We start from the raw sequence: 21,677 nt of genomic DNA, 5'->3' as shown, positions 1-21,677 counted from the left end.
ACCATGAGCCGCCTGCTGATCCGCAATGCCCGCCTGGTGAATGAAGGCCAGCAATTCGACGCCGATGTGCTGGTCGCCAATGGCCGCATCGAGAAGATCGCCAGCAGCATCGAAGGCTGCAATGCGCCCGTGTCCATCGACGCGCAGGGCCAGTGGCTGCTGCCGGGCATGATCGATGACCAGGTGCACTTTCGTGAACCCGGCGCGCCGGACAAAGGCAGCTTCTACAGCGAATCCCGCGCGGCGGTGGCTGGCGGCATCACCAGTTTCATGGACATGCCCAACACCAACCCGGCCACCCTCAACCTCGAAGCCCTCGCCGATAAAAAGCGCCGTGCCGCGCTGCACTCGGTGGCCAACTACGGCTTTCACTTTGGCGTGAGCAACGACAACCTCGACATCGTCGCCGCTCTCGATCCGCGCGAAGTGGCCGGCGTCAAAGTGTTCATGGGCGCCTCCACCGGCAATATGCTGGTGGACGACCCGCGCATCCTCGAGCGCCTGTTCGCGGAAGTGCCGACGATCCTGCTGGCCCATTGCGAACACACGCCGAGCATCCAGGCCAACGAACTGCGCCTGCGCGAGCGCTTCGGCGAACACATCCCCGCCGTCGCCCACCCGCTGATCCGCGATGCCGAGGCGTGTTATCGCTCGTCGTCCTTTGCGGTGGAATTGGCCAAGCGCCACGGTACCCGCCTGCACGTACTGCACCTGACCAGCGCCCGCGAACTGGCGCTGTTCGAGGACAAACCCCTGGCCGAAAAACGCATCACCGCCGAGGTCTGCCTGCACCACCTGCTGTTCGATGACCGCGACTATCACCGCCTCGGTCATCAGATCAAATGCAACCCGGCGATCAAGACCCGCGCCGACCGCGACGCGCTGCGCCTGGCCTTGTTGAGTGATCGTCTGGATGTGATCGGCAGTGACCATGCGCCGCATACCTGGGCGCAAAAACAGTTGGAGTATCGCCAGGCACCGGCGGGTTTGCCCTTGGTGCAGCATGCGCTGCCGGCGTTATTGGAGTTGGTGGCCGATGGGCATATGCCCCTGACCACGCTGGTGGCGAAGACCAGTCACCGCGTGGCGGACCTGTTCGCCATTCCTGATCGCGGCTATTTGCGTGAAGGCTATTGGGCCGACCTGGTGCTGATCCAGCCCGAACCCCAAGGCAAACCCGTGAGCAGCCAGCCGATCCTCGGCCGCTGCGGCTGGACGCCCTTCGCCGAGCGTAGCTTCCGCCACAGCGTCAGCACCACCCTGGTGTCCGGCCATCTGGCGTGGCACAACGGCCAGGTGGTCAACAGTTGCCAGGGCTTGCCCCTGCATTTTCTGCGTTAAGCGCGGGGTTTGACCGTACCGCAATCGTTGCCCAGCCATTGGGCGTGGGTGTCCAGGCTGCCCTTCTGCTGAATGCCGGTGGCATTGAAGGTGCCGTTGACGCTGGTGCTGAATTCCTTCTGGCTCTGGAACGTCGCCACGCCCGTGCCCTGGGCTTTCGGGCAGCTGAAACGGAATTTCCACTGGTTGCCGGTCTTGTCGGTCACTTCCTGTTTGCAACCCGATTGCGGGTCGGTCAGGGGGATCGAGTCAGAGGCGACCTGCGCTGGAGTGAGGCACACCTGCACGCCTTTACCGGCCATGGTGATGCCTTGTTTTTCCAGCATGGCGCGCTGTTCGGGGGTCATCTGTTGCTTGAGTTGACCGAGGATCAGCGACAAGTCCGGCAGGTCCTGGTTATCCACTTTCATGTTGCTGGTGGTCAATTCCCACAAGCCCGGCGCCAGCATCTGCGCCTGTGCTGCTACGGGCAGCGCCAAACCAGTAACCATGGCCAAACAGAGCAGACGTGCATTCATCGGGTAACTCCTGGGTAATTGTGGGCGTTAGACGCCGCAAAGCCGCCAGTGTTGCACGGCAAATAAAATAGCGACATTCGGCACCAGACATGGTCTGTTAGGCATTGGATTGTCTGGAGTCTCGTCGTCCATGGATTTCTTTGGCCCGCACCTGCTCGCCTACTTCATCGCCACGCTGCACTTTTTCGGCACGCTCGCCGCGATCCACGCGGTGCTGACCGTCAGGACCGCCCAAGGCTCGATCGCCTGGGCCCTGTCGCTGATGTTCATGCCCTATCTCACGCTCATCCCCTACCTGATCTTTGGCCGCAGCACCTTTGACGCTTACATCCAGGCGCGGCGCCAGGCCAACCAGGAAATGCACACCGCCATCACCGAGCTGAACTGGCGCCCGTGGGTCGAAGAAGCCCTCGCCGCACGCAACTCCAGCGCCTACGCGTCCCTGCGCGCCATGCCCAAGCTGGGGCGCATGCCGTGCCTGGCCAACAATGAAGTGCGTTTGTTGATCAATGGCGACGCCACCTTCAGCGCAATCTTCGCGGCGATTCGCAACGCCAAGACTGCGGTGCTGTTCCAGTTTTTCATCATCCATGACGACGAGCTTGGCCGGCAGTTGCACGCACTGCTGCAGGAAAAAGCCGCAGAAGGCGTCAGCATTTACGTGCTGTACGACCGCATCGGCAGCCATGCCCTGCCCCATCGTTATGTGCAATCCCTGCGTGACGCCGGGGTGCAGGTCAAGGCGTTCGCCACCCGCAGCGGCTGGCTCAACCGGTTCCAGGTCAACTTCCGCAACCACCGCAAGATCGTCGTGGTAGACGGCGTTACCGGGTTTGTCGGCGGGCATAACGTCGGCGATGAATACCTCGGCAAAAAACCGCCGCTGGCGCCGTGGCGCGATACCCATGTGCAGGTCACCGGCCCGGTGGTGGCATGCCTGCAAGAGTCGTTTGCCGAAGACTGGTTCTGGGCTGCGCGGGAGCTGCCGCCGCTGATCCTGCCGGACGCCTACCCCGAAGACGGCGTGCTCTGCCAACTGCTCGCCAGCGGCCCGGCCGACCCGTATGAGACCTGCTCGCTGTTCTTCGTCGAAGCCATCCACGCGGCGACCGAACGCGTGTGGATCACCAGCCCGTATTTCATCCCCGACGAAGCGGTGTTCGCCGCCCTGCGCCTGGCCGTATTACGCGGCGTTGACGTGCGCCTGCTGCTGCCGTCACGCCCCGACCACCGCATCGTCTACGCGGCCTCCAGCCTGTATGCGATCGAAGCCGTACGCGCCGGCGTACGTGTGTTCCGCTACACGCCAGGTTTTTTGCATCAGAAGGTGGTGTTGGTGGACAGCGAAATCAGCGCCATCGGCAGTGCGAATATGGACAACCGTTCATTCCGGCTGAATTTTGAAGTGATGTTGCTGACGGTGGACGAAGCCTTTGCCCACGAAGTGGAACAGATGCTGCTGGACGACTTCGCCCTGGCCCACGAGGTCAGCCAGGAAGAAAGCCGCGAGACCCGCCGCTTGCAGCAACTGGGCATGCGGGTGGCACGGCTGATTTCGCCGATTTTGTAAGACCCAGGGTCGATTGGAGGCCGATTATTCGATAGCCGACCGATGGCTTTTTCCCCTACCCGACACGTGCTCTAGGCTCAAACCTGTCACTTCCGACAATTGGAGCCCGTCATGAAACGCACACTGATCGACCGAATCCTCAACCCTAAACAACCCGCCCCCTCAATAGAAGTGGAGTTCGGCGAGCCCACCTACATTATCTATCTGCAGTACGCGGTGCTTTACGAACCGAAACCCTTTGAGGATGCCGTCGTGTACCTCTTCAGCAACGGCGTCTACAAGATCATTTCCCCCGGCGAAAACCACTACGGCGTCTACGTCATCAAGGGTGATATCACTTCAACCCGATGGGAAATAACCTTTCTTTCGATACCTCATGCCGACTGGGGTGGCAACGTTGCTCGCCACGACCTCACCTTCAATCAAGACCTCAAGGCATTCGGGCAACAGGCCTACCTGCAAACCGACCCCAATATTCCCAAACAGCACGGCACGTTCCATATGACCCCGAATACCATCACCGATCCGCGTCCACTCAACTGGGATAACATTCCTCATCCAAAATCCCATCAGCGATAAATATCGTCACGCGTCCACGGCAGTTCATGACTGCCATCTGCATGGGGCTTGAGTGCAAGAATTTGATGCAGATTTATCCAGCCCCGCGCAAATGCATAGGCACACCCCGCCAAATACAACCGCCAAATCCGCAACGCCTGCTCCGGCACCATCTTCGCCGCCGCTTCCAGGTTGTCCTCCAGGCGCTCGCTCCAATGGTCCAGCGTGCGCGCGTAATGCAAGCGCAGGCTTTCGACATCGACCACTTCCAGCCCGACGTCACTGAGTTCGGCGGTCATCATCGCCAAATGCGGCAACTCGCCGTTGGGGAACACGTAGCGCTCGATAAAGTCACCGGCACCCCGGCCTACAGGGCGGCCGTCCGTGTGCTTGGCGGTGATGCCGTGGTTCATCACCAGGCCGCCTTCACGCACCGCGCCAAACAAGGTCTGGCAATACTGCGCCAGGTTGGCGTGGCCGACGTGTTCGAACATGCCCACACTCACCACTTTGTCGAAGCGACCGTCTTGTGGCAGGTCGCGGTAATCGAGCAGTTGCAGGTCCACCTGGTCGTCCAGGCCTTCGGCTTTCACCCGCTCGCGGGCCAGGGCCAGTTGTTCTTTGCTCAGGGTGATGCCAAACACCTTGACCCCAAACTCCCTCGCCGCAAACCGTGCGAGCCCACCCCAGCCACAGCCGACGTCGAGCAAATACTCGCCCGGCTGCAAGCGCAACTTGCGGCACAGGTGGCGGAATTTGTCTTGTTGGGCCTGGTCGATGGATTCGCTGCCGGTTTCGAAGTAACCGCAGGAGTACGCCATGTCCTGGTCCAGCCACAGCTGGTAGAACTCATTGGACAGGTCGTAATGGTAGGAAATCGCCGCAGCGTCTGTGGCCTTGTCGTGGATCGAGCGCACCGGACGACTCTCCTCGTCGTCTTCGATCAGGGCGAGGCTCAACTCGTCGCACACCCGAATCACTTCGCTGATAGAGCCTTCCAGCTCCAATTTGCCCTCGATAAAGGCCTCGCCCAGTGAATTGAGCGTCGGATGGGTCAGCTGAGGTACGACCGTGGGGTCCTTCACCACGATGGTCACACTGGGCTCGGGGCCCAAGTTGAATTCATGGCCATCCCAGAGTCGAAGACGCAACGGCAGCTGAAGATTCTGTAAGGCCGGTGGAAGTTGCGCGAGCATGAGTAGTCCCCCCTTGTTTCAGACGTCTGAAAAGAGGGTAGACCATCCCGAGACAAGTAGGAGGCTATCGATCCGATAGCCCATCGCTATGGCCGCGGCGCTCAAGCAATCCCTCTTCGATCCACTGTTTCAACCATGTAACAGCCTTCAGCGGTGCGTCCTCGGCATAAGTGATTGCCAAGTGCTCGCACAGTTCTGAAAAGCTCCAGCCGGTGGCCACCATCCCTGCCAGGGCGCAGGCTTCCTTGGGTTCAAGGCTGCGGTAACGGCACACGTTCTGGTGGCGCCATACCAAGCAAATCTGCGCCGATGCCAACGCCGCGCTGCCGGGAAAATCCGCTTCTTCCTTAGCCGCTCGCCAGATCGCCAGCGTATTGAAGTGGCAAAGCATCTGCTGCACCGAGGGCGCCAGGGTGACCTGCAAACCCGGCCAATCCTGGGGCGGCAATAGCGCCATGTCATCCAGGCCCAGCGGCTCGCCCTGGGGCGCATCAAAGGCCAGGGTGAACGCCCACTCCAACCGCGCCAGCTCGGCCAGCGGCGCGCTTTGTTCCTCCAGCAAATGCTCGACGATAAAAACCGCAAAGCGTTCGCCCAGCCAACGCAGGCTGTAATGGGCCGACGGGTAGCGGCGCACATATGCCTCGCAGAGCAGGGCAAATTCCTCATCCCCCAGCCAGTACCAGAGGGCGCCGAAGTCATTGCGCAACACCTCCTGCAAACGCGCCCGATAGGCGTTGTGGTAAATCGCCAGGCCAGTGTCCACATCCAGCGTGGGCCCACCCAATAACGTCGCGGCAAACCCACTGTTGGCCAGCGGGGTTTCGGCTAGCAAATGCTGCTCAAAGGCCAACTGCCAATCGGTCAGGCGCATAGCGGCCTCCTGGCCAGGGCACTGGCCCCCAGTTCACGGGCCTTGCCCAACTCGGTGAGCAGTTCTTCAAGGGGTGGGAAATGGTCGTCGCGCTCCAACAACGTCGACACTGGCCCGAAGTGTTCCAGGGTCTGCTGATACAGCGCCCACACCGGATCGCACACCGGGTGGTCATGGGTATCGACCACATAGTCGCCGTAGTCCATATGCCCGGCCAGGTGCAGTTGGCGGATGCTCTGCGGCGGCAGGTTGCGAATAAACGTCCAGGCGTCGAAGCCATGGTTACGCGAACTGACATACACATTGTTCACGTCCAGCAACAGCTGGCAGCCCGACAGGTGGGCCAGGGCATTGAGGAATTCCCACTCGGTAAACTCATCCGCCTTGGCGCGCACATAACTGGAGACATTTTCCAGCACCAGCGGACGCTGCAACACGTCCTGCACTTGGCGCACGCGGGCAGCCACGTGGTAGAGACTTTCTTCGGTGTAAGGCAAGGGCAACAGGTCATGCAATTGGTGCGCGCTGCCACGGCTCCAGCACAGGTGATCGGACACCCACGCCGGCTGGATACGCTCGGCCAGCTGCTTGATCTGTTTTAGATATTCCAAATCGAGGGCATGGGGCCCGCCGATGGACAAGGACACGCCGTGCATCACCAGGGGATAACGCTCGGCAATCGCGTCCAGGTAGTACAAGGCTTTGCCGCCCTGCACCAGGTAATTTTCGGAGATCACTTCGAACCAATCCACGGCCGGCGACTGTTCAAGGATCTGCTGGTAGTACTCGCTGCGCAGACCCAGGCCGTAACCGAGGCTTGCAAGGGCAGTGGACATAAGACACTCCTGGGCAAAGTGTCCGCAGCGGCGGTAGGCAACCGCTGCGGGTGCACTCGGTTACTCGCCGACTTTGCCGCCAGCCGCATCGCACGCGGCCTTGGTCATGGCCTTGAAGCCGTGGCCCTTGCAGACAGCCTGGCCTTTGCAGGCGTTTTCAGCGGTCTTGCAGTCGTTCATGCCTTTGCAGGAGGTCACGCCGTAGCAGTGAACATTCGCATCGGCAGCCTGTACCTGGGTGGCGACACCGGCAAACATAGTGGCGGCAGCGATAGCCAGGGCAGCACCGGAAACGGCGTTTTTGATGTTCATTGTTGTATTCCTCATAACAGTAGGGGTGTCGGTCTGAACGGATTGTTCAGTCTCGACACACCACTAGAGAGAGGTCCCCGGCTGGCGTTACAACACCCGCGAAAATTTATTCTTCGAGCTTCGACAAAGGCTCCTGAAAGCGCAGCAAACGCCCGGCATTACCCAGTACCAGCAGGGTGCTGAGGTTATGCAACACCGCCGCAATCATGGCCCCGGCGGCGCCCAGCCAGCCAAAGGCTGCGAACACGACGATGGCCAGCGTCCAGCCCAGGCCGATAATCACATTGACCTGCAATGTCTGCCGGCACTGGCGACTCAAGCGCACACAGGTGCCCAAGCGCCGCAGGTCGCTGCCGATCAGCACCACGTCCGCCGAGGCCAGCGCGATATCCGCGCCGCCCGCGCCCATGGCCACGCCGACCACGCCGGCCTTGAGCGCCAGGGAATCGTTGATGCCGTCGCCCACCACCATAGGGCGGAAACCGCTGCCGATCTCCCCCAGCACGCGGTTGAGCTTGTCTTCCGGCAACGCCTGCGCCTCGACGTCGCTGATGCCCACGTCCAGCGCCAGGCTGTCGGCGACGCTTTGGCGGTCGCCGGTGAGCAGCAGCTGACGGCCCAGGCCAAGGTCGCGCAGCTCTTGCAGCGCCTGGCGGGCTTCGGGTTTGACGCTGTCGGCCAGCAGCAGCCAGGCGAGGAACTGCCCGTCCAGCGCCAGCCCGGCAATCGGGCCGTCGTGGTTCGGGACTGTGGTTGTGACAATCCCCAGTTGCTCGAACAACTCCGGCCGCCCCAGCGCCGCTTCGCCCTGCGCGGTGTGCGCCACCACACCAAGGCCCTGGCGCTCACGAATGTCCGTCAGCACCAGCCGTTGTTCCTGCGTGGCCAACCCCGCCAACGCCCGGCTGACCGGGTGGCTGCTGGCCGAACCGAGGCTGGCCGCCAGGTTGAGCAAGCCCTGCCGATCCGGCGCGGTGGTTTCGATGGATTGCAGGCGCAGGGTGCCGAAGGTCAGGGTGCCGGTCTTGTCCACGACCAGCGAGGTCAAGTCCGCCAGCTCCTCCAGGAACGCCGAGCTGCGAATCAGAATCCCATGGCGCGCCGCGACCGCAATCCCGGCAATCGCCGTGGCCGGCGCCGACAACACCAGCGCACACGGGCACGCCGCCACCAACACCGCCAGCATCGCCTGCGCATCGTTGGTGACAAACCAGGTGACCGCCGCCAGCAACAACACCAACACCATATAACTGCCGGCGTAACGCTCCAGCAGCCGCGTGATCGGCGGCTTGGAGCGCTCGGCGTTCTGCATCAGCGCGATGACTTTGCCCAAGGTCGATTCATTGCCAGTGCGGGTCACCTCCAGGCGCAGCAGGCCGTCGAGGTTGATCGCCCCGCCAAACACCTGCACGCCCACACTCGCTTCCAGCGGCACCGACTCCCCGGTGATCGGCGCCGTGTCCAGGCTGGCCTGCCCGGACAGCACCACGCCATCGGCGGGCACACGGTCACCGGCGCGCACTTCGACGACATCGCCGGTGTGCAGCGTGCCGTTGTCCACCTCGACAATGCTGCCGTCGGCCTGCACCAAGCGTGCGTGGCTGCGGGTCAGTTTGCCGAGGGCGTGAATCGCTTCCTGGGAGCCGATCACGCTGCGCTCTTCGAGCACGTGGCCGAAGATCATGATGATTGGCAACAGCGCCGCGGTCAGCAGATCACCGGTGGCCCAGGCGCCGAGCATGGCCAGGGCGATTAGTTGGTCGGTGATGCCATGCAGGCTGGGAAAACGCAGGCTGTACCACGCCGAACGCATCACCGGCACCGCCACCAAGAGCGACGCGACACCCAGCAACAACTGGCTCACGCCGGTCTGATCTGGGGCCAGCCAGCGCCACACCAGGCCCAACACCAGCAACCCAAGGGCCAACATGGCCAGAGTCAATTGCCGCGCAGCGCTGCGCTGCTCGGCGGAGGTCAGCATGGGTGCGCTCATTGTTCGGCTCCCTGAATGATCAAGCGGGAGTCGTCTTTAGGATCGACCGTGGTCACGGAACCGGCCTGGCCGAGAATCTTCGGCAGGCGTTCGCGGTACAGGCGCAGCAGCAAGCCCGGGTCTTTGACTTGGGCGAGGCTGGCGACCGTGGCGGTTTGCGCCTGGGCATCGGCCAACCGCTCGCTGGCCTTGGCGTGGGCGACTTGCACCACGCGGTCGGCCTGCTGGGTAGCGGCCTGGGTGAGTTTTTCGGCGTCGGTGCGCGCATTGGCCACGGCTTTGTCGGCCTGTTGGCTGGCGGTCAGCACGGCGTTGAAGGCATTCACCGCCGGGCTCGGCAGGCTTGATTGCACATCCACGCGAGTGACTTCGATACCCAAGCCCAAGCCCGTCGAGGTCAACTCGGCAAGGCGCTTGTTGATGCCCTGCACCAGATCACCACGCAAGCGTTCGCGGCGTTCGGCGGCGCCGTTGTCGGTGCCGATCAGTTCGGGGCGCGCCACCAGGATCGTGTCCAAGTCGCGGGCCGCCGTGAGTGCCACGGCACTGCGCGTCACCAGGCGATCCAGGGCGGGCAACACATGCGCGCCTTGCAACACAAACGCGTAAGGCTCGGTGACCTTGTAGAACACCCGCACATCCAGCTGCACCACGCCGGCATCGCCGGTCAGCAGGTAACCGGAGCCGGCCAGGGCATCGCTCAACGGCGTGGCGAAACTGGCCACGCGGTCGGCCTGGATCGCTGCCTCGGAACGCAGCAGGTTCTCCACCCGCCGTTCGATCACGCGGTCGGCCGCCGGCAGCAACACCACCTGTTCGAACGGTTGCGGCCAGGCCAGCAGCAAGCCAGCGTTCTGGATACGGTCGAGGGCGCCGAAGTGCAGGACCACGGCGCGGTTCTGCGGGTCGATCTGGCGCACATTGGAAAACGCCCAGGCCAACGCCGCCAACACGGTCACCGCGTACAGCGCCATGAAGGTCAGGCGCCCGGCCTGGATCCACGGGCTGTCCGGGCTGTCACGCTCGTTCATGGCTGGGCGTCCTTGGGCCCATCCACCAACGCACGGAACGGCGCGGCGTCGGTGCGCAGGATGATCTTGGTGCCCGGCGTGACCACCGTGCCCAAGGTATCCAGCGAACGCAGCAGGTTATACAGCTGCGGATTGCCGGCGTAGGCGCGGCCGTAGATCTGCGCGGCTTCGACCCGCGATTGCGCTTCGATGTCGGCGGCTTTCACCGTGGCATCGGCCTGCACGATGCGCGCGTCGCGCTCGGCGGCAGAGCGGATCTGCGCCGCTTCACGCTTGCCCACGGCGGTGCGTTCGGTGGCGATGGTCTCGCGCTCGGCGCGCATGCGGTCGACGGTGGCGGTGAGCGTCACCGACGGCAAGGTCAGCCGTTCGATACCGACCTGGGCCACGCGCACGCCATACGTGGTGAGCAATTGTTGATCAATCTGCTGGCGCAACTGCGCCTCGAAATCGGCGATGCGTACCTGGCTGGCATCGGTGTTGATCAGGCTCGACAGGTCAAAGCTGGCCGCCGTGGTTTCCAGCGCCGAGCCGACAAAGGTACGGATCTGCCGCGCCGCTTCATCCGGCTGGTTTTGCACCGCGCGCATAAAGCGCTGCACATTGTCGGCATCGCCCTGCACCTGCCACGCCACGTAGGCCTGCACGATGATGCGCAGGCCATCGCGGGTGCCCACGTCCTGCAAGCCGCTGGAAGTGGTGCGCAGGCGCAAGTCCACTGGGATCGCCGCTTCGAACGGCGCCGGCCAGCGCCAGCCCAGGCCCGGTTCCAACAGCACCCGCGCCGGGTTGCCGAAACGGGTAATCACCGTGGCTTCGCCGGAGCGCACTTGCACCAGGCTCGCCGCCGCGACCGCAAACAAAACCAGCAACGCCGCCCAGGCCATGCGCCGCCAAGGAAATGGGCCGGCCGCTTGCTCGTCACCGTGATGATGGTGGTGGTGATGGCCATGATGATGACCGTGATCGTGAGAATGAGCGCTCAACAGACCGACTCCTTATTGAACGGCTTTGCGCGGCAGCGACGGATCGGCCGGCAAGGTAAAAGAACGCAGATCGATCGTCGGCGCACTGTCGGCGCCCAGGCGATGATCCAGAATCAGCAGCTTGGCGTGGGCCAGGCCCTGGCTGAGTTGGCCGAGGTACTGCTCCAGCACGAAGGCTTTGCCAGCGGTGGCGTAGGCCTTTTGTTCGGCGGCAAAACGCAGGTCGGCCGCTTGGGCGCCGGCATTCACTTCGCGCGCCGTGGCCGTGGCCCGGTCGCGGGCGGTGCTGGCTTGCAGCAACGCCAGGTTGGTTTGCTCGCTGGCCGCGCCGCGCTCGCGGGAGATCAGTGCCTGCGCACCGATCTGCGCGGCTTGCACGCCGTGGTAGGCGTTGGCAGCGCCGGCCGGGGGGTGGATCGCTTCAACGACGGTGGCGAGGATTTCCACGCCGCTGTCGAGGCTGTGCAAGTCGGCTTGCACGGCGCGGCCGATCTCGTCGGCGAGGCTCGTGCGCTGCTCGCCGAGCAATTCGTCGAGGGTGCGCGAGGCAAAGTCGTGGACCAGGATGCGGCTGGCGGTGCTGCGGATCAGGGTCGGCACATCCGCGCTGTTATAGGTGGCGGCGAGCGCGGCGTGGTCGGTAAGGCCGATGCGGTAAACGAAACGCACATCCATGTTGACGATCTGGAAGCTCTGCTTGTCGCCGCTGCTGCTGGCAATGACCTGGGATTTGTCATTCACATGGCTGGCGTCCCACAGGCGGTTGGCGATCAACGGCGCCGGGCCTTCGGCGGCGGCCAACTCCGGTGCGGCGGCTTCGCTGACACTGGTGGCCAACTCATGCACCACGCCGTTTTCCACGTTGATCACACGACCCAGCGGCCACGGCAAACCGGCATGCAGGCCGGGGCCGAACACCTCGACGGGTTTACCGAAGCGCTCATAAATCCCACGCCCTTGCAGAGGTACTTCGTGCACACCGGTCAGCGCCCAGCCTACCGCCAGCACCACCAACAACACCGGCAGAAACGCCCGACGCATGTAGGTAAACGCCCAGATCTGACGCAGGTCGATACCGAAGCGGTTGTGCAATTCGTGCTGCAAGGCGAGCAAGGGTTGTGGCGGCCAGCGCAGCAACCCGGCGATAAAGCTTTGCGCCATCAGGCGCGGTTCAAGGCGTGGCTGGCGCGGGCTGAACAGTGAAAGAACAGCTCTTAATAAAAACTCCACGGCGACCAGCGCTGGCAGCAGACCGATCAACACCGCCAGGCGCAACGGCCAGACCGATTCAGCACCCGCAAACAGCAGGCAAATCGCGCTGATCAACAGGCAGATAATCGCCACCCGGCTCAATTGCGCCAGTTGCGAGGCTTCCGGCCATTGCGCGGCGGTTTCCTGGGCGAGGCGGCGTTCGAACACCAGCAAGCCGAACGCCAGCGCCAAGGCCAGCGCGGCACCGATGCTCGCGGATTGCCCGACGGGCGCTGCGGGCAATGCCAGGTTCCAGAACTCGACAATGCTGATCAGCGCCAGCAGCGCCCAACCGCCGAGCCACAACACCGGGGTGCCAATCTGCTTGCCGAAGCGCCCGGCCAGGCGCGCGTAACGGCCGGTGTCTTCTACGGGGGCTTCCTGCGGCGGCTCTTCCAGCGCCTGGGCGCGCCAATCGGCGACCCACCACGCTGATTGCAAACCGGCCACCAGCAACAGCAGCGCCGAGGCACAGTTGATCAACACCACCGGCCAGATCGACAGCGGCGCAAACAGCGCAACAAACAGCGCCAGCACCCAGCCGCACACGGCTATAGCGGTCAGGCTGATACCGGCCTGGCGCAATCGACGGGCATGGAACAGCCCTTGCTGAAAACGCGGCAGGCCCTCTACCGAAGCGCCGTCAGCTTCTAGATCCACTTGCATCCCAACACGCTCATTCGCACACAATTAGTTACGATATAACACGGGGCGTGAAATTTTTGTCCGCTGAATGCAGCTTTCGAACCCGACCACCGATCCCTGTGGGAGCTGGCTTGCCTGCGATGCTGACAACTCGGTCTTCCAGCAAAACCGAGGTGATTCAATCGCAGGCAAGCCAGCTCCCACATTGATCACTACCACCTCTGTACCTCGTTGTGCTCGGGAGCGTGACCAAGCCCCCATAAACACGAGCCATCACTGGTGCAGCCCAAGATTAAGCGGCACACTCCAAACCAGTTTTTCGCGGGTCCACGGACAAGGAAGCGTCACCTCCCATGATTTCGATCTATCAGCTCAAGCCGCGTTTTCAAAACCTGCTGCGCCCCCTCGTGCAGCGCCTCTACGACAACGGCACCACCGCCAACCAGATCACCGTGCTCGCCGGCGTGATCTCCCTGCTGGTGGGCCTGTTGATCGCCAGCTTCGCCCACCACCTGTGGCTGTTTGCGCTGATCCCGCTGTGGATGATCCTGCGCATGGCCCTCAACGCCATCGACGGCATGCTCGCCCGGGAATTCGGCCAGCAGTCGCGCCTGGGCGCCTACCTCAATGAACTGTGCGACGTGATCGCCGACAGCGCGCTGATCCTGCCGTTTGCGCTGATCCCCGGCGTGAGCCTGGCGCCGGTGCTGCTGGTGGCATTGCTGGCGGTGTTCAGTGAATACGCCGGGGTGCTCGGGCCGATGGTCGGCGCATCCCGCCGCTACGACGGGCCAATGGGCAAGAGTGACCGCGCCTTTGTGCTCGGCGTGCTGGCCACCGGCGTGGCCCTGGGCTGGTTGGGCGCAGGCTGGGTGGACGGGGTGATGTGGCTGGTGGCCGCCCTGCTCGCCTACACCCTGGTCAATCGAGTGCGCCAAGGTCTCAAAGAACCGACTTCCCCTTCTGCATAAGGATTTTGCGATGCGTGAACAACAAGCACACACCTTCAGCACCCACGATGGCGTCGAGCTGTTCTACCGCCACTGGCCGGCCACTGCGAACGACGGGCCGCGCAAGGCCATCGTGTTGTTCCATCGCGGCCACGAGCATTCGGGGCGGATTGCGCACCTGGTGGATGAGCTGGACCTGCCGCAGTTCGACTTCTTCGCCTGGGACGCCCGCGGCCATGGCCAATCCCCCGGCGAGCGCGGCGACAGCCCCAGTTTCGCCACCAGCGCCCGCGATGTGCAGACCTTTTGCGACCACATCGGCGCCACTTACGGCATTGAAGAAGAAAACTTCGCGGTCATCGCACAAAGCGTCGGCGCGGTGATCGCGGCCACCTGGGTGCACGACTACGCGCCGAAGATCCGCGCCCTGGTGCTCGCCTCCCCAGCGTTCAAGGTCAAGCTCTACGTGCCCTTCGCCCGCCCGGGCCTGGCGTTGATGCGCAAGTTTCGTGGCAACTTTTTCGTCAACAGTTATGTAAAAGCCAAGTTCCTCAGCCATGACCCGGAACGCGTGGCGTCCTACGACAGCGACCCGCTGATTACCAAGGCGATCTCGGTGAATGTGCTGCTCGGCCTGTACGAAGCCGCCGACCGGGTTGTCGCCGATGCCCAGGCGATCCAGGTGCCGACCCAGTTGCTGGTCTCCGGCTCCGACTTCGTGGTGCATCGCAAACCCCAGCAGCAATTTTTCGACCGCCTCGGCAGCCTGAAAAAAGAGCTGCATATCCTCCCCGGCTTTTTCCACGACACCCTCGGCGAACGTGACCGCGCCACCGCCGTGAGCAGCGCCAAGCGCTTTATCCTGCAAAACTTCGCCCACCCGCTGGACCGCGCCTCGCTGCTCGACGCCGACAAGATCGGCGCCACCTGCGCCGAATCCGAAGCCCTCGCCGCGCCGCTGCCACGCAACTCCCTGCGCGACCTCTACTGGCGCCTGACCCGCGCCAGCATGGGCTTGGGCAAGAACCTGTCGGACGGTGTGAAGCTGGGCTTCGACACCGGCTTCGACTCCGGCAGCACCCTCGACTACGTGTACCGCAACAAGCCCACCGGCAAAGGCGGGCTGGGGCGGATGATCGACACCAACTACCTCAACTCCATCGGCTGGCGCGGCATTCGCCAGCGCAAGCTGAACGTCGAGGAATTGCTGCGCCTGGCCATGGCCAAGTTGCGTGGGGATGATCGCGAAGTGCGCATCGTCGACATCGCCGCCGGCCACGGGCGCTACATCCTGGAAGCCTTGCAGGGTGTGTCGCCGCTGCCGGAATCAATCCTGCTGCGCGACTACAGCGACATCAACGTGCGTGACGGTGGTGCGCTGATCCGCGAAAAAGGCCTGGGGGATATCGCCCAATTCGTCAAAGGCGATGCGTTTGACCGTGCGGACCTGGCGGCGCTGGAACCCAAGCCGACGCTGGCCGTGGTGTCCGGGCTGTATGAGTTGTTTGCCGATAACGCCATGGTCGGCGGCTCGCTGGCCGGCCTTGCCGAAGCGGTGGAGCCCGGTGGCTATCTGGTCTACACCGGGCAACCGTGGCACCCGCAGCTGGAACTAATCGCCCGCGCCCTGACCAGCCATCGCCAGGGCCAGGCCTGGGTCATGCGCCGGCGCAGCCAGGCGGAAATGGATCAACTGGTCGAGGCGGCGGGCTTTCGCAAGATCACCCAGCGTGTGGATGAGTGGGGCATCTTTACCGTGTCCCTGGCACAGAAGATCTGAGCATGCGCGAACCCGGCTTATTGAAACCCGCGTTCCTGTGGCTGCTGCTGTTGGCGCCGCTGTTTTTCAGCACCTACGGCTTTGCCACCTGGGTCACCAGCCAGCGCAGCGACGTTGGCACGATGGTGTTCGGCTGGGAAACCCAAATGCCCTTCTGGGCGTGGACCATCGTGCCCTATTGGTCCATCGACTTGCTCTACGGGTTCTCCCTGCTGCTGCCCAACACCCGGCATGAGCTGAAGCAGCACGCGTTGCGGCTGCTCTCTGCGCAGCTTATTGCCGTGAGCTGCTTCCTGATCTGGCCGCTACGTTTCACCTTCGAACGGCCGGAGTTGGACGGCGTGTTCGGCTGGCTGTTTGCCGTGCTGGCCGGGTTCGACAAACCGTTCAACCAGGCGCCGTCGCTGCATATCGCCCTGCTGGTGATCCTGTGGGTCATGTACCAGCGCCATACCCAGGGTGTGTGGCGCTGGCTGGTGCACGGCTGGTTCGCCTTGATCGGTATTTCGGTGCTGACCACTTATCAACATCACTTTATCGACTTACCCACAGGCGCCCTCGCGGGGTGGATGTGTGTGTGGTTGTGGCCGGTGGAGCATCCCAGCCCGCTGCTGAATGGTTCACTGACGCGGGACCGCAAACGCTGGCAACTGGGCGTACGTTACGGCCTGGGGGCTTTGGTCTTGGCGGTCTTGGCGTTTGTCATGGGCGGCGCCTGGCTGTGGCTACTGTGGCCGGCGGTTGCCCTGGCCTTGATCAAGGCGAACTACTTTGTGCTGGGCGCAGCGGGCTTTCAGAAACGCGCTGACGGTCGACTGACGCCCGCCGCGCGCTGGCTGTATGCGCCGTATCTGGCTGCGGCCTGGATCAATTCGCGCCTGTGGACACGCAAACATCCACAACCCGACCTGATTGTGGATAACGTCTGGCTTGGGCGTATTCCTACAATTCGCGAGCAGGAGCCCTTCAAGGCCATCGTCGATCTCTGCGCCGAATTGCCGATTGATCCACAAGGCCGCGCCTATCAATCCTTCCCCGTGCTGGACCTGATCGCGCCGACGCCCGCCGAATGCCTGCACGCCGCGCAAGCCATCGAGCGCTTGCGTTCCAATGGCCCGCTACTGGTGTGCTGCGCCCTCGGCTACTCCCGCAGCGCGACGGCGGTTGCCGCGTGGTTGCTGCATACAGGACGTGCCGCGACGGTAGAAGCTGCGCTGACTACTATTCGTACAGCGCGGACTGATGTGGTCCTGCACCCCGCTCACCGTGAAGCTTTGGAGGGTTTGCCTCATGCCCGCTGATATGGAACTCCAGGTCGTTGCCAGCCTGCTGCGCCGTGGCCGTTCGCTGGATCAGTTATCCACAGGCCTGACGCTGCTCGGCGTCCTGTTCGGCCTGGCCCAACTGTTGATGGCCAGTATTACGCCAATCTGCCTGCTGCTCAGCCTGTGGATGATTGTCCTCGGCCTGCTGCAAAAATACTGGGCGCTGCGCGTGGCTTTCGATGCCGATCTGTTCGCCCTGCTCGCCCGCGATACCGAACGCACCGCCGACCTCGACCAGGCCCTGCAAACCCTCGGCCTGCAAGCGCCCAAGCGCGCCGGCCGGCCGTGGACCGAGCGCCGTCGCGGCGCCCTCAAACTGCTGCGCAAACAAGCCTGGCTGCTGGGCGCGCAAGCGCTGCTGACCCTCAGCGTAATCCTCGCCAGCCCTTGGCTGCCTTTCGCCGGATAAGGAACCCCCATGTTCGAACCCGTGGTCGCCACGCTGATAACCTCCATGGCCCGCACCGTCACCGGCGCCCGCAGCCTGTGGCTCGGCTGCGCGCCGGTGCCGGTGCAGCGCATCTACTTCGCCAACCACAGCAGCCACGGCGACTTCGTGCTGCTGTGGGCCTCGTTGCCGCAGAACCTGCGCAAGTTCACGCGCCCGGTAGCCGGCAGCGATTACTGGAGCAAGAGCGCTCTGCGCCGCTACATCATCAACCGCGTGTTCAACGGCGTGCTGATCGACCGTGAGCGCAAGGACCCTGTGGATAACCCGTTGCAGCCCATGCTGGCCGCGCTGGAAGGCGGCGACTCGCTGATCCTGTTTCCCGAGGGCACGCGCAACCTGGAAGACGGCCTGCTGCCATTCAAAAGCGGCCTCTACCACCTGGCAAAAAGTTACCCACAGGCCGAACTGGTGCCCGTGTGGATAGCCAACCTCAACCGGGTCATGCCCAAGGGCCGCGTATTGCCGCTGCCTTTGTTGTGCACCACCAGCTTTGGCGCGCCGTTGCACCTGGAAGAAGGCGAAGACAAAGCCGCCTTCCTCGCCCGTACCCGCGACGCCCTGCTCGCCCTTGCCCCGGAGCATTCCTGATATGCACAGCCAGACCATAATGCTGTTCGGCGGCATCGGCGCGATTCTGGTGCTCGCCTCGCTGATCGGCCTGATCCTCAAACTGCGCACCCGTGGCACGCCCAACGCAGTGATCGACAACCTCAACGCGCGCATCAACGCCTGGTGGGTGATGGTGGTGGTGATCGGCATCGCCTTCTGGCTCGGCACGGGAGCGGTGATCCTGCTGTTCTACGCGGTGTCGTTCTACGCCCTGCGCGAATTCCTCACCCTCACCCCTACCCGCCGCAGCGACTACCCGGCGCTGGTGGCCGCGTTCTACCTGGCGCTGCCGTTGCAGTACCTGCTGATCTTCGCCGACTGGTACGGGCTGTTCTCGATCTTCATCCCGGTGTACGTGTTCCTGCTGCTGCCGATCCTCGCGTCCCTGGGCGGCGACAGCACGCACTTCCTGGAACGTGCCTCGAAAGTGCAGTGGGGCCTGATGATCGCGGTGTTCTGCGTGTCCTTCGTGCCCGCCCTGCTGACCCTCGACATCCCCGGCTACGAAGGCCGCAACCTGCTGCTGATTGCCTACCTGGTGATCGTGGTGCAACTGTCGGACGTGCTCCAGTACGTCTGTGGGAAGTTGTTCGGTAAACACAAGATCGCGCCCAACCTCTCGCCATCCAAAACCGTGGAAGGTTTTGTCGGCGGAATTCTGCTGTCATCCCTGATCGGCGCGGCGCTGTGGTGGACCACACCGTTCAACCCGTGGCAGTCGTTCTTGATTGCGCTGTTGATCAACCTCCTGGGGTTTGCTGGCGGCATCGTGATGTCGGCGATCAAGCGCGACCGGGGTGTGAAGGATTGGGGGCATATGATCGAAGGGCATGGCGGGATGCTGGATCGGTTGGACTCGGTGTGTTTTGCGGCGCCGATTTTCTTTCATCTGGTGCGGTACTGGTGGACCTGAGCCGCGTTTCAAATTAACAAACTGAATCAATCTAAAAGCCTATAAGCAAACAAAATTAGGTATTTTGTTTGCTTATAGGCTTACTTTTATTGATTATTTGTATACCTATAGGCTTACATTTATTGCAATATTGAAAGCCTATAGGCTTTCATAAGGTAATCCGCCGTGGGTACTTCCAATCTCTATAAGCTGCGCCTCTCTCAAGTGGAACGAGCCATTGAGCCTTTCACTACCGTCAAAGGCGCCTCGGTTCCGCCCGGTGGCTGGCTGCGTTCAATCAGGGAGTCGCTTGGCCGCTCGTTACGTGCACAGGCCGAAATCGCCGGCATATCGTCAGTGACCTTGACCAAATCAGAGCGCTCCGAAGCCGAGGATCGGATTTCACTCGCGCAACTCAGAAAACTCGCCGCAGCGCTGGACTGCGAACTCGTCTATGGCCTTGTGCCCAAGAAACCCCTGCACGAAGTGATCGAAGACCGCGCCGAGCTGTTGGCAAAGCAAGAAATTCTCGGTGTAGCACACTCCATGAGTCTTGAGGATCAACGCCCATCGGACGCTTTCATCCAACGCCAAATTGATGAACGTCGTAAAGAACTGCTCGATGGCTCATGGGCGCGCTTATGGCGATAGAACTGCAACTCAAGCCAGGCCAGACGCCCCTGGACCCGGAAGAGATGGCCGGCCTGAAACCCAGACATATCGCGACTCAAGGCGCGTTGGACGAATGGGAAGCGCAAAACATCCTCAAAGCGACCCTGTGGATTGGCCGCCAGAAGAAACTAGATGTGCTTAACGGGCACTTCTGCCGCGAGTTGCACGCGAAAATGTTCAGCGATACCTGGAAGTGGGCAGGGACTTTTCGCAAGTCCGACAAGAACATCGGCTGCGATTGGACGAAGATCGCCGTTAATTTACGCCAACTCCTCGACAACGTTACGTACTGGCTGGAACACGGCGTTTTCCCGCCAGAAGAAGTCGCCGTGCGCTTTCATCACCAACTGGTGTGGTTACACGCCTTCCCAAATGGCAATGGCCGACATGCCCGCCTGATAACCGACTGCCTGCTGAGACAATGTGGTCTCGCACCGTTTTCCTGGGGGCGCGGCAACCTGGTGACGGTAAACGAAGTACGCCAGCGCTATATCCAAGCGCTGCGCGCCGCAGATGCCAATGACTACGGCCTTTTATTGGCTTTTGTACGCAGCTGATTCACCCAATGAAAACGCATGACAACGCTTTGGCGCGAAAGTTCTATGGCGTCAAAAAATAATATTTGCGTATTAAATTCACATGCGCTTATTGTGGATAAACACGCCGTTTACCACCCGATAGGACGGGCAGATTTCCGGCGCCAATAATTTTTCAAGGATGAAAAACATGGACCCATTTGTTGGCGAAATCCGTCTGTTTCCTTGGGCCTGGGCGCCTTCCGGCTGGCTGCCTTGCGAAGGCCAGATCCTGCAGTTCAGCAACTATGTTGCCCTGGCCTCTCTATTGGGTAATCGCTATGGCGGCGATGGCAGAACCACCTTCGCTTTGCCGGACCTGCGTGGCCGTACCGCCCTGGGGCAAAATTTCGTAGCTTCCGTGAGCCCGCCCATCGGCGTCCATCCCCTGGGCAGTTTCGGTGGTTCAGAAACGGTCGCGCTAGGCACCAACACCCTCGTCAAACATACCCACGGCACACATGTTTCTGACAGCGCTGGCAGCAACGCCAGCCCTGCGGGCGGCATTCCGGCCGTGTGTTCGAACGCCGCGGCCGTGGTCTCACGGTCCACTTATGTCACCGCCGCCGGTTCGACCCTGGTGCCCTTGAACAGTGCCACGGTCGTTCCCACTCCAGGTACCCCGATACAGAATATGCAGCCCTCGGTGGTCGGCTGTTTCTGCATCGCGACCAGCGGAATCTACCCGCCCCGCCCATAGCTGCCTCCTCTACAGACTCGCAAGTAAGGAAACTGAAATGTCTGAAGCTTTCCTCGGAGAAATCCGCATGTTTGCCGGCAACTACGCGCCACAAGGTTGGGCGATATGCGACGGTTCGCTACAGTCCGTCGATGCTAACCCGGCCTTGTTCACGCTGTTGGGTACCGTCTATGGCGGCAACGGCATGACCGATTTCGGCCTGCCGGACTACCGCGGCCGACTGCCCATCGGCAAAGGCACCGGCCCCAGCCTGACGCCACGAGTGCTCGGCCAGGCCACTGGCGTCGAAGCCGTGACCCTGGTGGCGGCCAACACGCCGCCTCACACTCATGACTTTGTAGTCAGCAGCACCGTCGCAACCTCGGCGACGCCTGAACCGCCCGCCCCTGTACTGCCTTCCAGCCAGACCTTCGGCCAGTTCACCCCTGCAGGCCTGGTCAAGGGCCTGTACAGCGCGGGGACCGGGACCGTGGCCGCCGTCAGCCTGAACCCGAATTTCCTCGACACCGCGTCAGGCACACCCGTGGCCGTGCCGCACACCAACTTGATGGGTTCACTGGCCATCAATTACATCATCTGCCTGTCGGGCATCTACCCGACTCGGCCGTAACC

The 21,677-nt window shown here is 62.5% G+C and carries 22 protein-coding genes; 13 read left to right on the top strand and 9 right to left on the bottom strand.

What is annotated here, in order from left to right; genetic code table 11:
* The first annotated feature begins 3 nt into the window (after positions 1 to 3).
* Positions 4 to 1,341, top strand: coding sequence for a dihydroorotase (locus J1G37_RS03905; protein WP_207040268.1), 1,338 nt, complete (start codon positions 4 to 6; stop codon positions 1,339 to 1,341).
* On the opposite strand, the gene J1G37_RS03900 is transcribed toward J1G37_RS03905, so the two are convergent.
* Complete coding sequence (locus J1G37_RS03900) at positions 1,338 to 1,859, bottom strand: DUF3617 domain-containing protein (RefSeq protein ID WP_124526999.1); 522 nt, start codon at positions 1,857 to 1,859, stop codon at positions 1,338 to 1,340. The genes J1G37_RS03905 and J1G37_RS03900 overlap by 4 nt on opposite strands.
* Positions 1,860 to 1,989: 130 nt before the next feature.
* Here J1G37_RS03900 and cls point away from each other — a divergent pair, with 130 nt between their 5' ends.
* Both cls and J1G37_RS03890 read left to right on the top strand, forming a co-directional pair.
* Positions 1,990 to 3,429, top strand: a complete 1,440-nt coding sequence (gene cls, locus J1G37_RS03895) for a cardiolipin synthase (RefSeq protein WP_207040267.1) — start codon at positions 1,990 to 1,992, stop codon at positions 3,427 to 3,429.
* 111 nt (positions 3,430 to 3,540) lie between these two features.
* Positions 3,541 to 4,008 carry a hypothetical protein gene (locus tag J1G37_RS03890; RefSeq protein ID WP_207040266.1) on the top strand — a complete coding sequence of 156 codons (468 nt, stop codon included), beginning with the start codon at positions 3,541 to 3,543 and terminating at the stop codon, positions 4,006 to 4,008.
* Here J1G37_RS03890 and cfaB read toward each other — a convergent pair.
* From cfaB to J1G37_RS03850, 8 genes are all read right to left on the bottom strand, one after another.
* Positions 3,999 to 5,183: a C17 cyclopropane fatty acid synthase CfaB gene (gene cfaB / locus J1G37_RS03885; protein WP_207040265.1), complete on the bottom strand. Its 1,185-nt coding sequence runs from the start codon at positions 5,181 to 5,183 to the stop codon at positions 3,999 to 4,001. The genes J1G37_RS03890 and cfaB overlap by 10 nt on opposite strands.
* A gap of 64 nt (positions 5,184 to 5,247) precedes the next feature.
* Entirely contained in the window at positions 5,248 to 6,057 is an 810-nt protein-coding gene (locus J1G37_RS03880; protein WP_207040264.1) for a DNA-binding domain-containing protein, read from the bottom strand.
* The gene (locus J1G37_RS03875; protein ID WP_207040263.1) at positions 6,048 to 6,893 is read right to left on the bottom strand and encodes a DUF692 domain-containing protein; all 846 of its coding nucleotides are present in this window, start codon (positions 6,891 to 6,893) and stop codon (positions 6,048 to 6,050) included. Before J1G37_RS03875 ends, J1G37_RS03880 begins: the two co-directional genes overlap by 10 nt.
* A gap of 60 nt (positions 6,894 to 6,953) precedes the next feature.
* On the bottom strand, positions 6,954 to 7,205 hold the full coding sequence (locus J1G37_RS03870; protein ID WP_207040262.1) for a hypothetical protein: 252 nt from the start codon (positions 7,203 to 7,205) through the stop codon (positions 6,954 to 6,956).
* Positions 7,206 to 7,311: 106 nt separating this feature from the next.
* Positions 7,312 to 9,198, bottom strand: a complete 1,887-nt coding sequence (locus J1G37_RS03865; RefSeq protein ID WP_207040261.1) for a cation-translocating P-type ATPase — start codon at positions 9,196 to 9,198, stop codon at positions 7,312 to 7,314.
* Positions 9,195 to 10,229: a protease modulator HflK gene (locus J1G37_RS03860; protein ID WP_207040260.1), complete on the bottom strand. Its 1,035-nt coding sequence runs from the start codon at positions 10,227 to 10,229 to the stop codon at positions 9,195 to 9,197. Before J1G37_RS03860 ends, J1G37_RS03865 begins: the two co-directional genes overlap by 4 nt.
* Positions 10,226 to 11,215, bottom strand: a complete 990-nt coding sequence (locus tag J1G37_RS03855; RefSeq protein ID WP_207040259.1) for a protease modulator HflC — start codon at positions 11,213 to 11,215, stop codon at positions 10,226 to 10,228. The genes J1G37_RS03860 and J1G37_RS03855 overlap by 4 nt, the downstream gene beginning before the upstream one ends.
* 12 nt (positions 11,216 to 11,227) lie before the next feature.
* Complete coding sequence (locus J1G37_RS03850) at positions 11,228 to 13,132, bottom strand: protease modulator HflK (protein ID WP_207040258.1); 1,905 nt, start codon at positions 13,130 to 13,132, stop codon at positions 11,228 to 11,230.
* Positions 13,133 to 13,464: 332 nt separating this feature from the next.
* Here J1G37_RS03850 and J1G37_RS03845 point away from each other — a divergent pair, with 332 nt between their 5' ends.
* The 10 genes from J1G37_RS03845 (at position 13,465) to J1G37_RS03800 (ending at position 21,675) form a co-directional block, all read left to right on the top strand.
* Positions 13,465 to 14,082 (top strand): CDP-alcohol phosphatidyltransferase family protein, encoded by a 618-nt coding sequence (locus tag J1G37_RS03845; protein ID WP_017737609.1) that lies wholly within the window; start codon positions 13,465 to 13,467, stop codon positions 14,080 to 14,082.
* A gap of 10 nt (positions 14,083 to 14,092) precedes the next feature.
* Entirely contained in the window at positions 14,093 to 15,841 is a 1,749-nt protein-coding gene (locus tag J1G37_RS03840; protein WP_207040257.1) for a bifunctional alpha/beta hydrolase/class I SAM-dependent methyltransferase, read from the top strand.
* Positions 15,842 to 15,843: 2 nt separating this feature from the next.
* Positions 15,844 to 17,142 (top strand): phosphatase PAP2/dual specificity phosphatase family protein, encoded by a 1,299-nt coding sequence (locus J1G37_RS03835; protein WP_207040256.1) that lies wholly within the window; start codon positions 15,844 to 15,846, stop codon positions 17,140 to 17,142.
* On the top strand, positions 17,132 to 17,575 hold the full coding sequence (locus J1G37_RS03830; RefSeq protein WP_207040255.1) for a hypothetical protein: 444 nt from the start codon (positions 17,132 to 17,134) through the stop codon (positions 17,573 to 17,575). Before J1G37_RS03835 ends, J1G37_RS03830 begins: the two co-directional genes overlap by 11 nt.
* Positions 17,576 to 17,584: 9 nt before the next feature.
* Positions 17,585 to 18,205 carry a lysophospholipid acyltransferase family protein gene (locus tag J1G37_RS03825; protein ID WP_124527013.1) on the top strand — a complete coding sequence of 207 codons (621 nt, stop codon included), beginning with the start codon at positions 17,585 to 17,587 and terminating at the stop codon, positions 18,203 to 18,205.
* Between the two features lies 1 nt (position 18,206).
* Positions 18,207 to 19,139 carry a phosphatidate cytidylyltransferase gene (locus J1G37_RS03820; protein WP_207040254.1) on the top strand — a complete coding sequence of 311 codons (933 nt, stop codon included), beginning with the start codon at positions 18,207 to 18,209 and terminating at the stop codon, positions 19,137 to 19,139.
* A 165-nt stretch (positions 19,140 to 19,304) separates the two neighbouring features.
* Positions 19,305 to 19,769 carry a helix-turn-helix domain-containing protein gene (locus J1G37_RS03815; protein WP_207040253.1) on the top strand — a complete coding sequence of 155 codons (465 nt, stop codon included), beginning with the start codon at positions 19,305 to 19,307 and terminating at the stop codon, positions 19,767 to 19,769.
* Positions 19,760 to 20,347, top strand: coding sequence for a mobile mystery protein B (locus tag J1G37_RS03810; RefSeq protein ID WP_207040252.1), 588 nt, complete (start codon positions 19,760 to 19,762; stop codon positions 20,345 to 20,347). The genes J1G37_RS03815 and J1G37_RS03810 overlap by 10 nt, the downstream gene beginning before the upstream one ends.
* Before the next feature lie 169 nt (positions 20,348 to 20,516).
* On the top strand, positions 20,517 to 21,065 hold the full coding sequence (locus J1G37_RS03805) for a tail fiber protein (RefSeq protein WP_207040251.1): 549 nt from the start codon (positions 20,517 to 20,519) through the stop codon (positions 21,063 to 21,065).
* A 37-nt stretch (positions 21,066 to 21,102) separates the two neighbouring features.
* Positions 21,103 to 21,675 carry a tail fiber protein gene (locus J1G37_RS03800; RefSeq protein ID WP_207040250.1) on the top strand — a complete coding sequence of 191 codons (573 nt, stop codon included), beginning with the start codon at positions 21,103 to 21,105 and terminating at the stop codon, positions 21,673 to 21,675.
* Positions 21,676 to 21,677: the final 2 nt, after the last annotated feature.

This window comes from Pseudomonas sp. Marseille-Q1929 (genome assembly GCF_017316265.1).
GTDB lineage: Bacteria > Pseudomonadota > Gammaproteobacteria > Pseudomonadales > Pseudomonadaceae > Aquipseudomonas.
This window is presented reverse-complemented; position numbering and strand designations above follow the sequence as displayed.

Bases quoted from the DNA above. Each gene is read 5' to 3' on its own strand.
- J1G37_RS03840 (WP_207040257.1), top strand. From the start codon at position 14,093: ATGCGTGAACAACAAGCACACACCTTCAGCACCCACGATGGCGTCGAG.
- J1G37_RS03880 (WP_207040264.1), bottom strand. From the start codon at position 6,057: ATGCGCCTGACCGATTGGCAGTTGGCCTTTGAGCAGCATTTGCTAGCC.
- J1G37_RS03870 (WP_207040262.1), bottom strand. From the start codon at position 7,205: ATGAACATCAAAAACGCCGTTTCCGGTGCTGCCCTGGCTATCGCTGCC.
- J1G37_RS03865 (WP_207040261.1), bottom strand. From the start codon at position 9,198: ATGAGCGCACCCATGCTGACCTCCGCCGAGCAGCGCAGCGCTGCGCGG.
- cls (WP_207040267.1), top strand. From the start codon at position 1,990: ATGGATTTCTTTGGCCCGCACCTGCTCGCCTACTTCATCGCCACGCTG.
- cfaB (WP_207040265.1), bottom strand. From the start codon at position 5,183: ATGCTCGCGCAACTTCCACCGGCCTTACAGAATCTTCAGCTGCCGTTG.
- J1G37_RS03875 (WP_207040263.1), bottom strand. From the start codon at position 6,893: ATGTCCACTGCCCTTGCAAGCCTCGGTTACGGCCTGGGTCTGCGCAGC.
- J1G37_RS03835 (WP_207040256.1), top strand. From the start codon at position 15,844: ATGCGCGAACCCGGCTTATTGAAACCCGCGTTCCTGTGGCTGCTGCTG.
- J1G37_RS03825 (WP_124527013.1), top strand. From the start codon at position 17,585: ATGTTCGAACCCGTGGTCGCCACGCTGATAACCTCCATGGCCCGCACC.
- J1G37_RS03845 (WP_017737609.1), top strand. From the start codon at position 13,465: ATGATTTCGATCTATCAGCTCAAGCCGCGTTTTCAAAACCTGCTGCGC.
- J1G37_RS03850 (WP_207040258.1), bottom strand. From the start codon at position 13,132: ATGCAAGTGGATCTAGAAGCTGACGGCGCTTCGGTAGAGGGCCTGCCG.
- J1G37_RS03860 (WP_207040260.1), bottom strand. From the start codon at position 10,229: ATGAACGAGCGTGACAGCCCGGACAGCCCGTGGATCCAGGCCGGGCGC.
- J1G37_RS03830 (WP_207040255.1), top strand. From the start codon at position 17,132: ATGCCCGCTGATATGGAACTCCAGGTCGTTGCCAGCCTGCTGCGCCGT.
- J1G37_RS03890 (WP_207040266.1), top strand. From the start codon at position 3,541: ATGAAACGCACACTGATCGACCGAATCCTCAACCCTAAACAACCCGCC.
- J1G37_RS03820 (WP_207040254.1), top strand. From the start codon at position 18,207: ATGCACAGCCAGACCATAATGCTGTTCGGCGGCATCGGCGCGATTCTG.
- J1G37_RS03905 (WP_207040268.1), top strand. From the start codon at position 4: ATGAGCCGCCTGCTGATCCGCAATGCCCGCCTGGTGAATGAAGGCCAG.
- J1G37_RS03805 (WP_207040251.1), top strand. From the start codon at position 20,517: ATGGACCCATTTGTTGGCGAAATCCGTCTGTTTCCTTGGGCCTGGGCG.
- J1G37_RS03900 (WP_124526999.1), bottom strand. From the start codon at position 1,859: ATGAATGCACGTCTGCTCTGTTTGGCCATGGTTACTGGTTTGGCGCTG.
- J1G37_RS03810 (WP_207040252.1), top strand. From the start codon at position 19,760: ATGGCGATAGAACTGCAACTCAAGCCAGGCCAGACGCCCCTGGACCCG.
- J1G37_RS03800 (WP_207040250.1), top strand. From the start codon at position 21,103: ATGTCTGAAGCTTTCCTCGGAGAAATCCGCATGTTTGCCGGCAACTAC.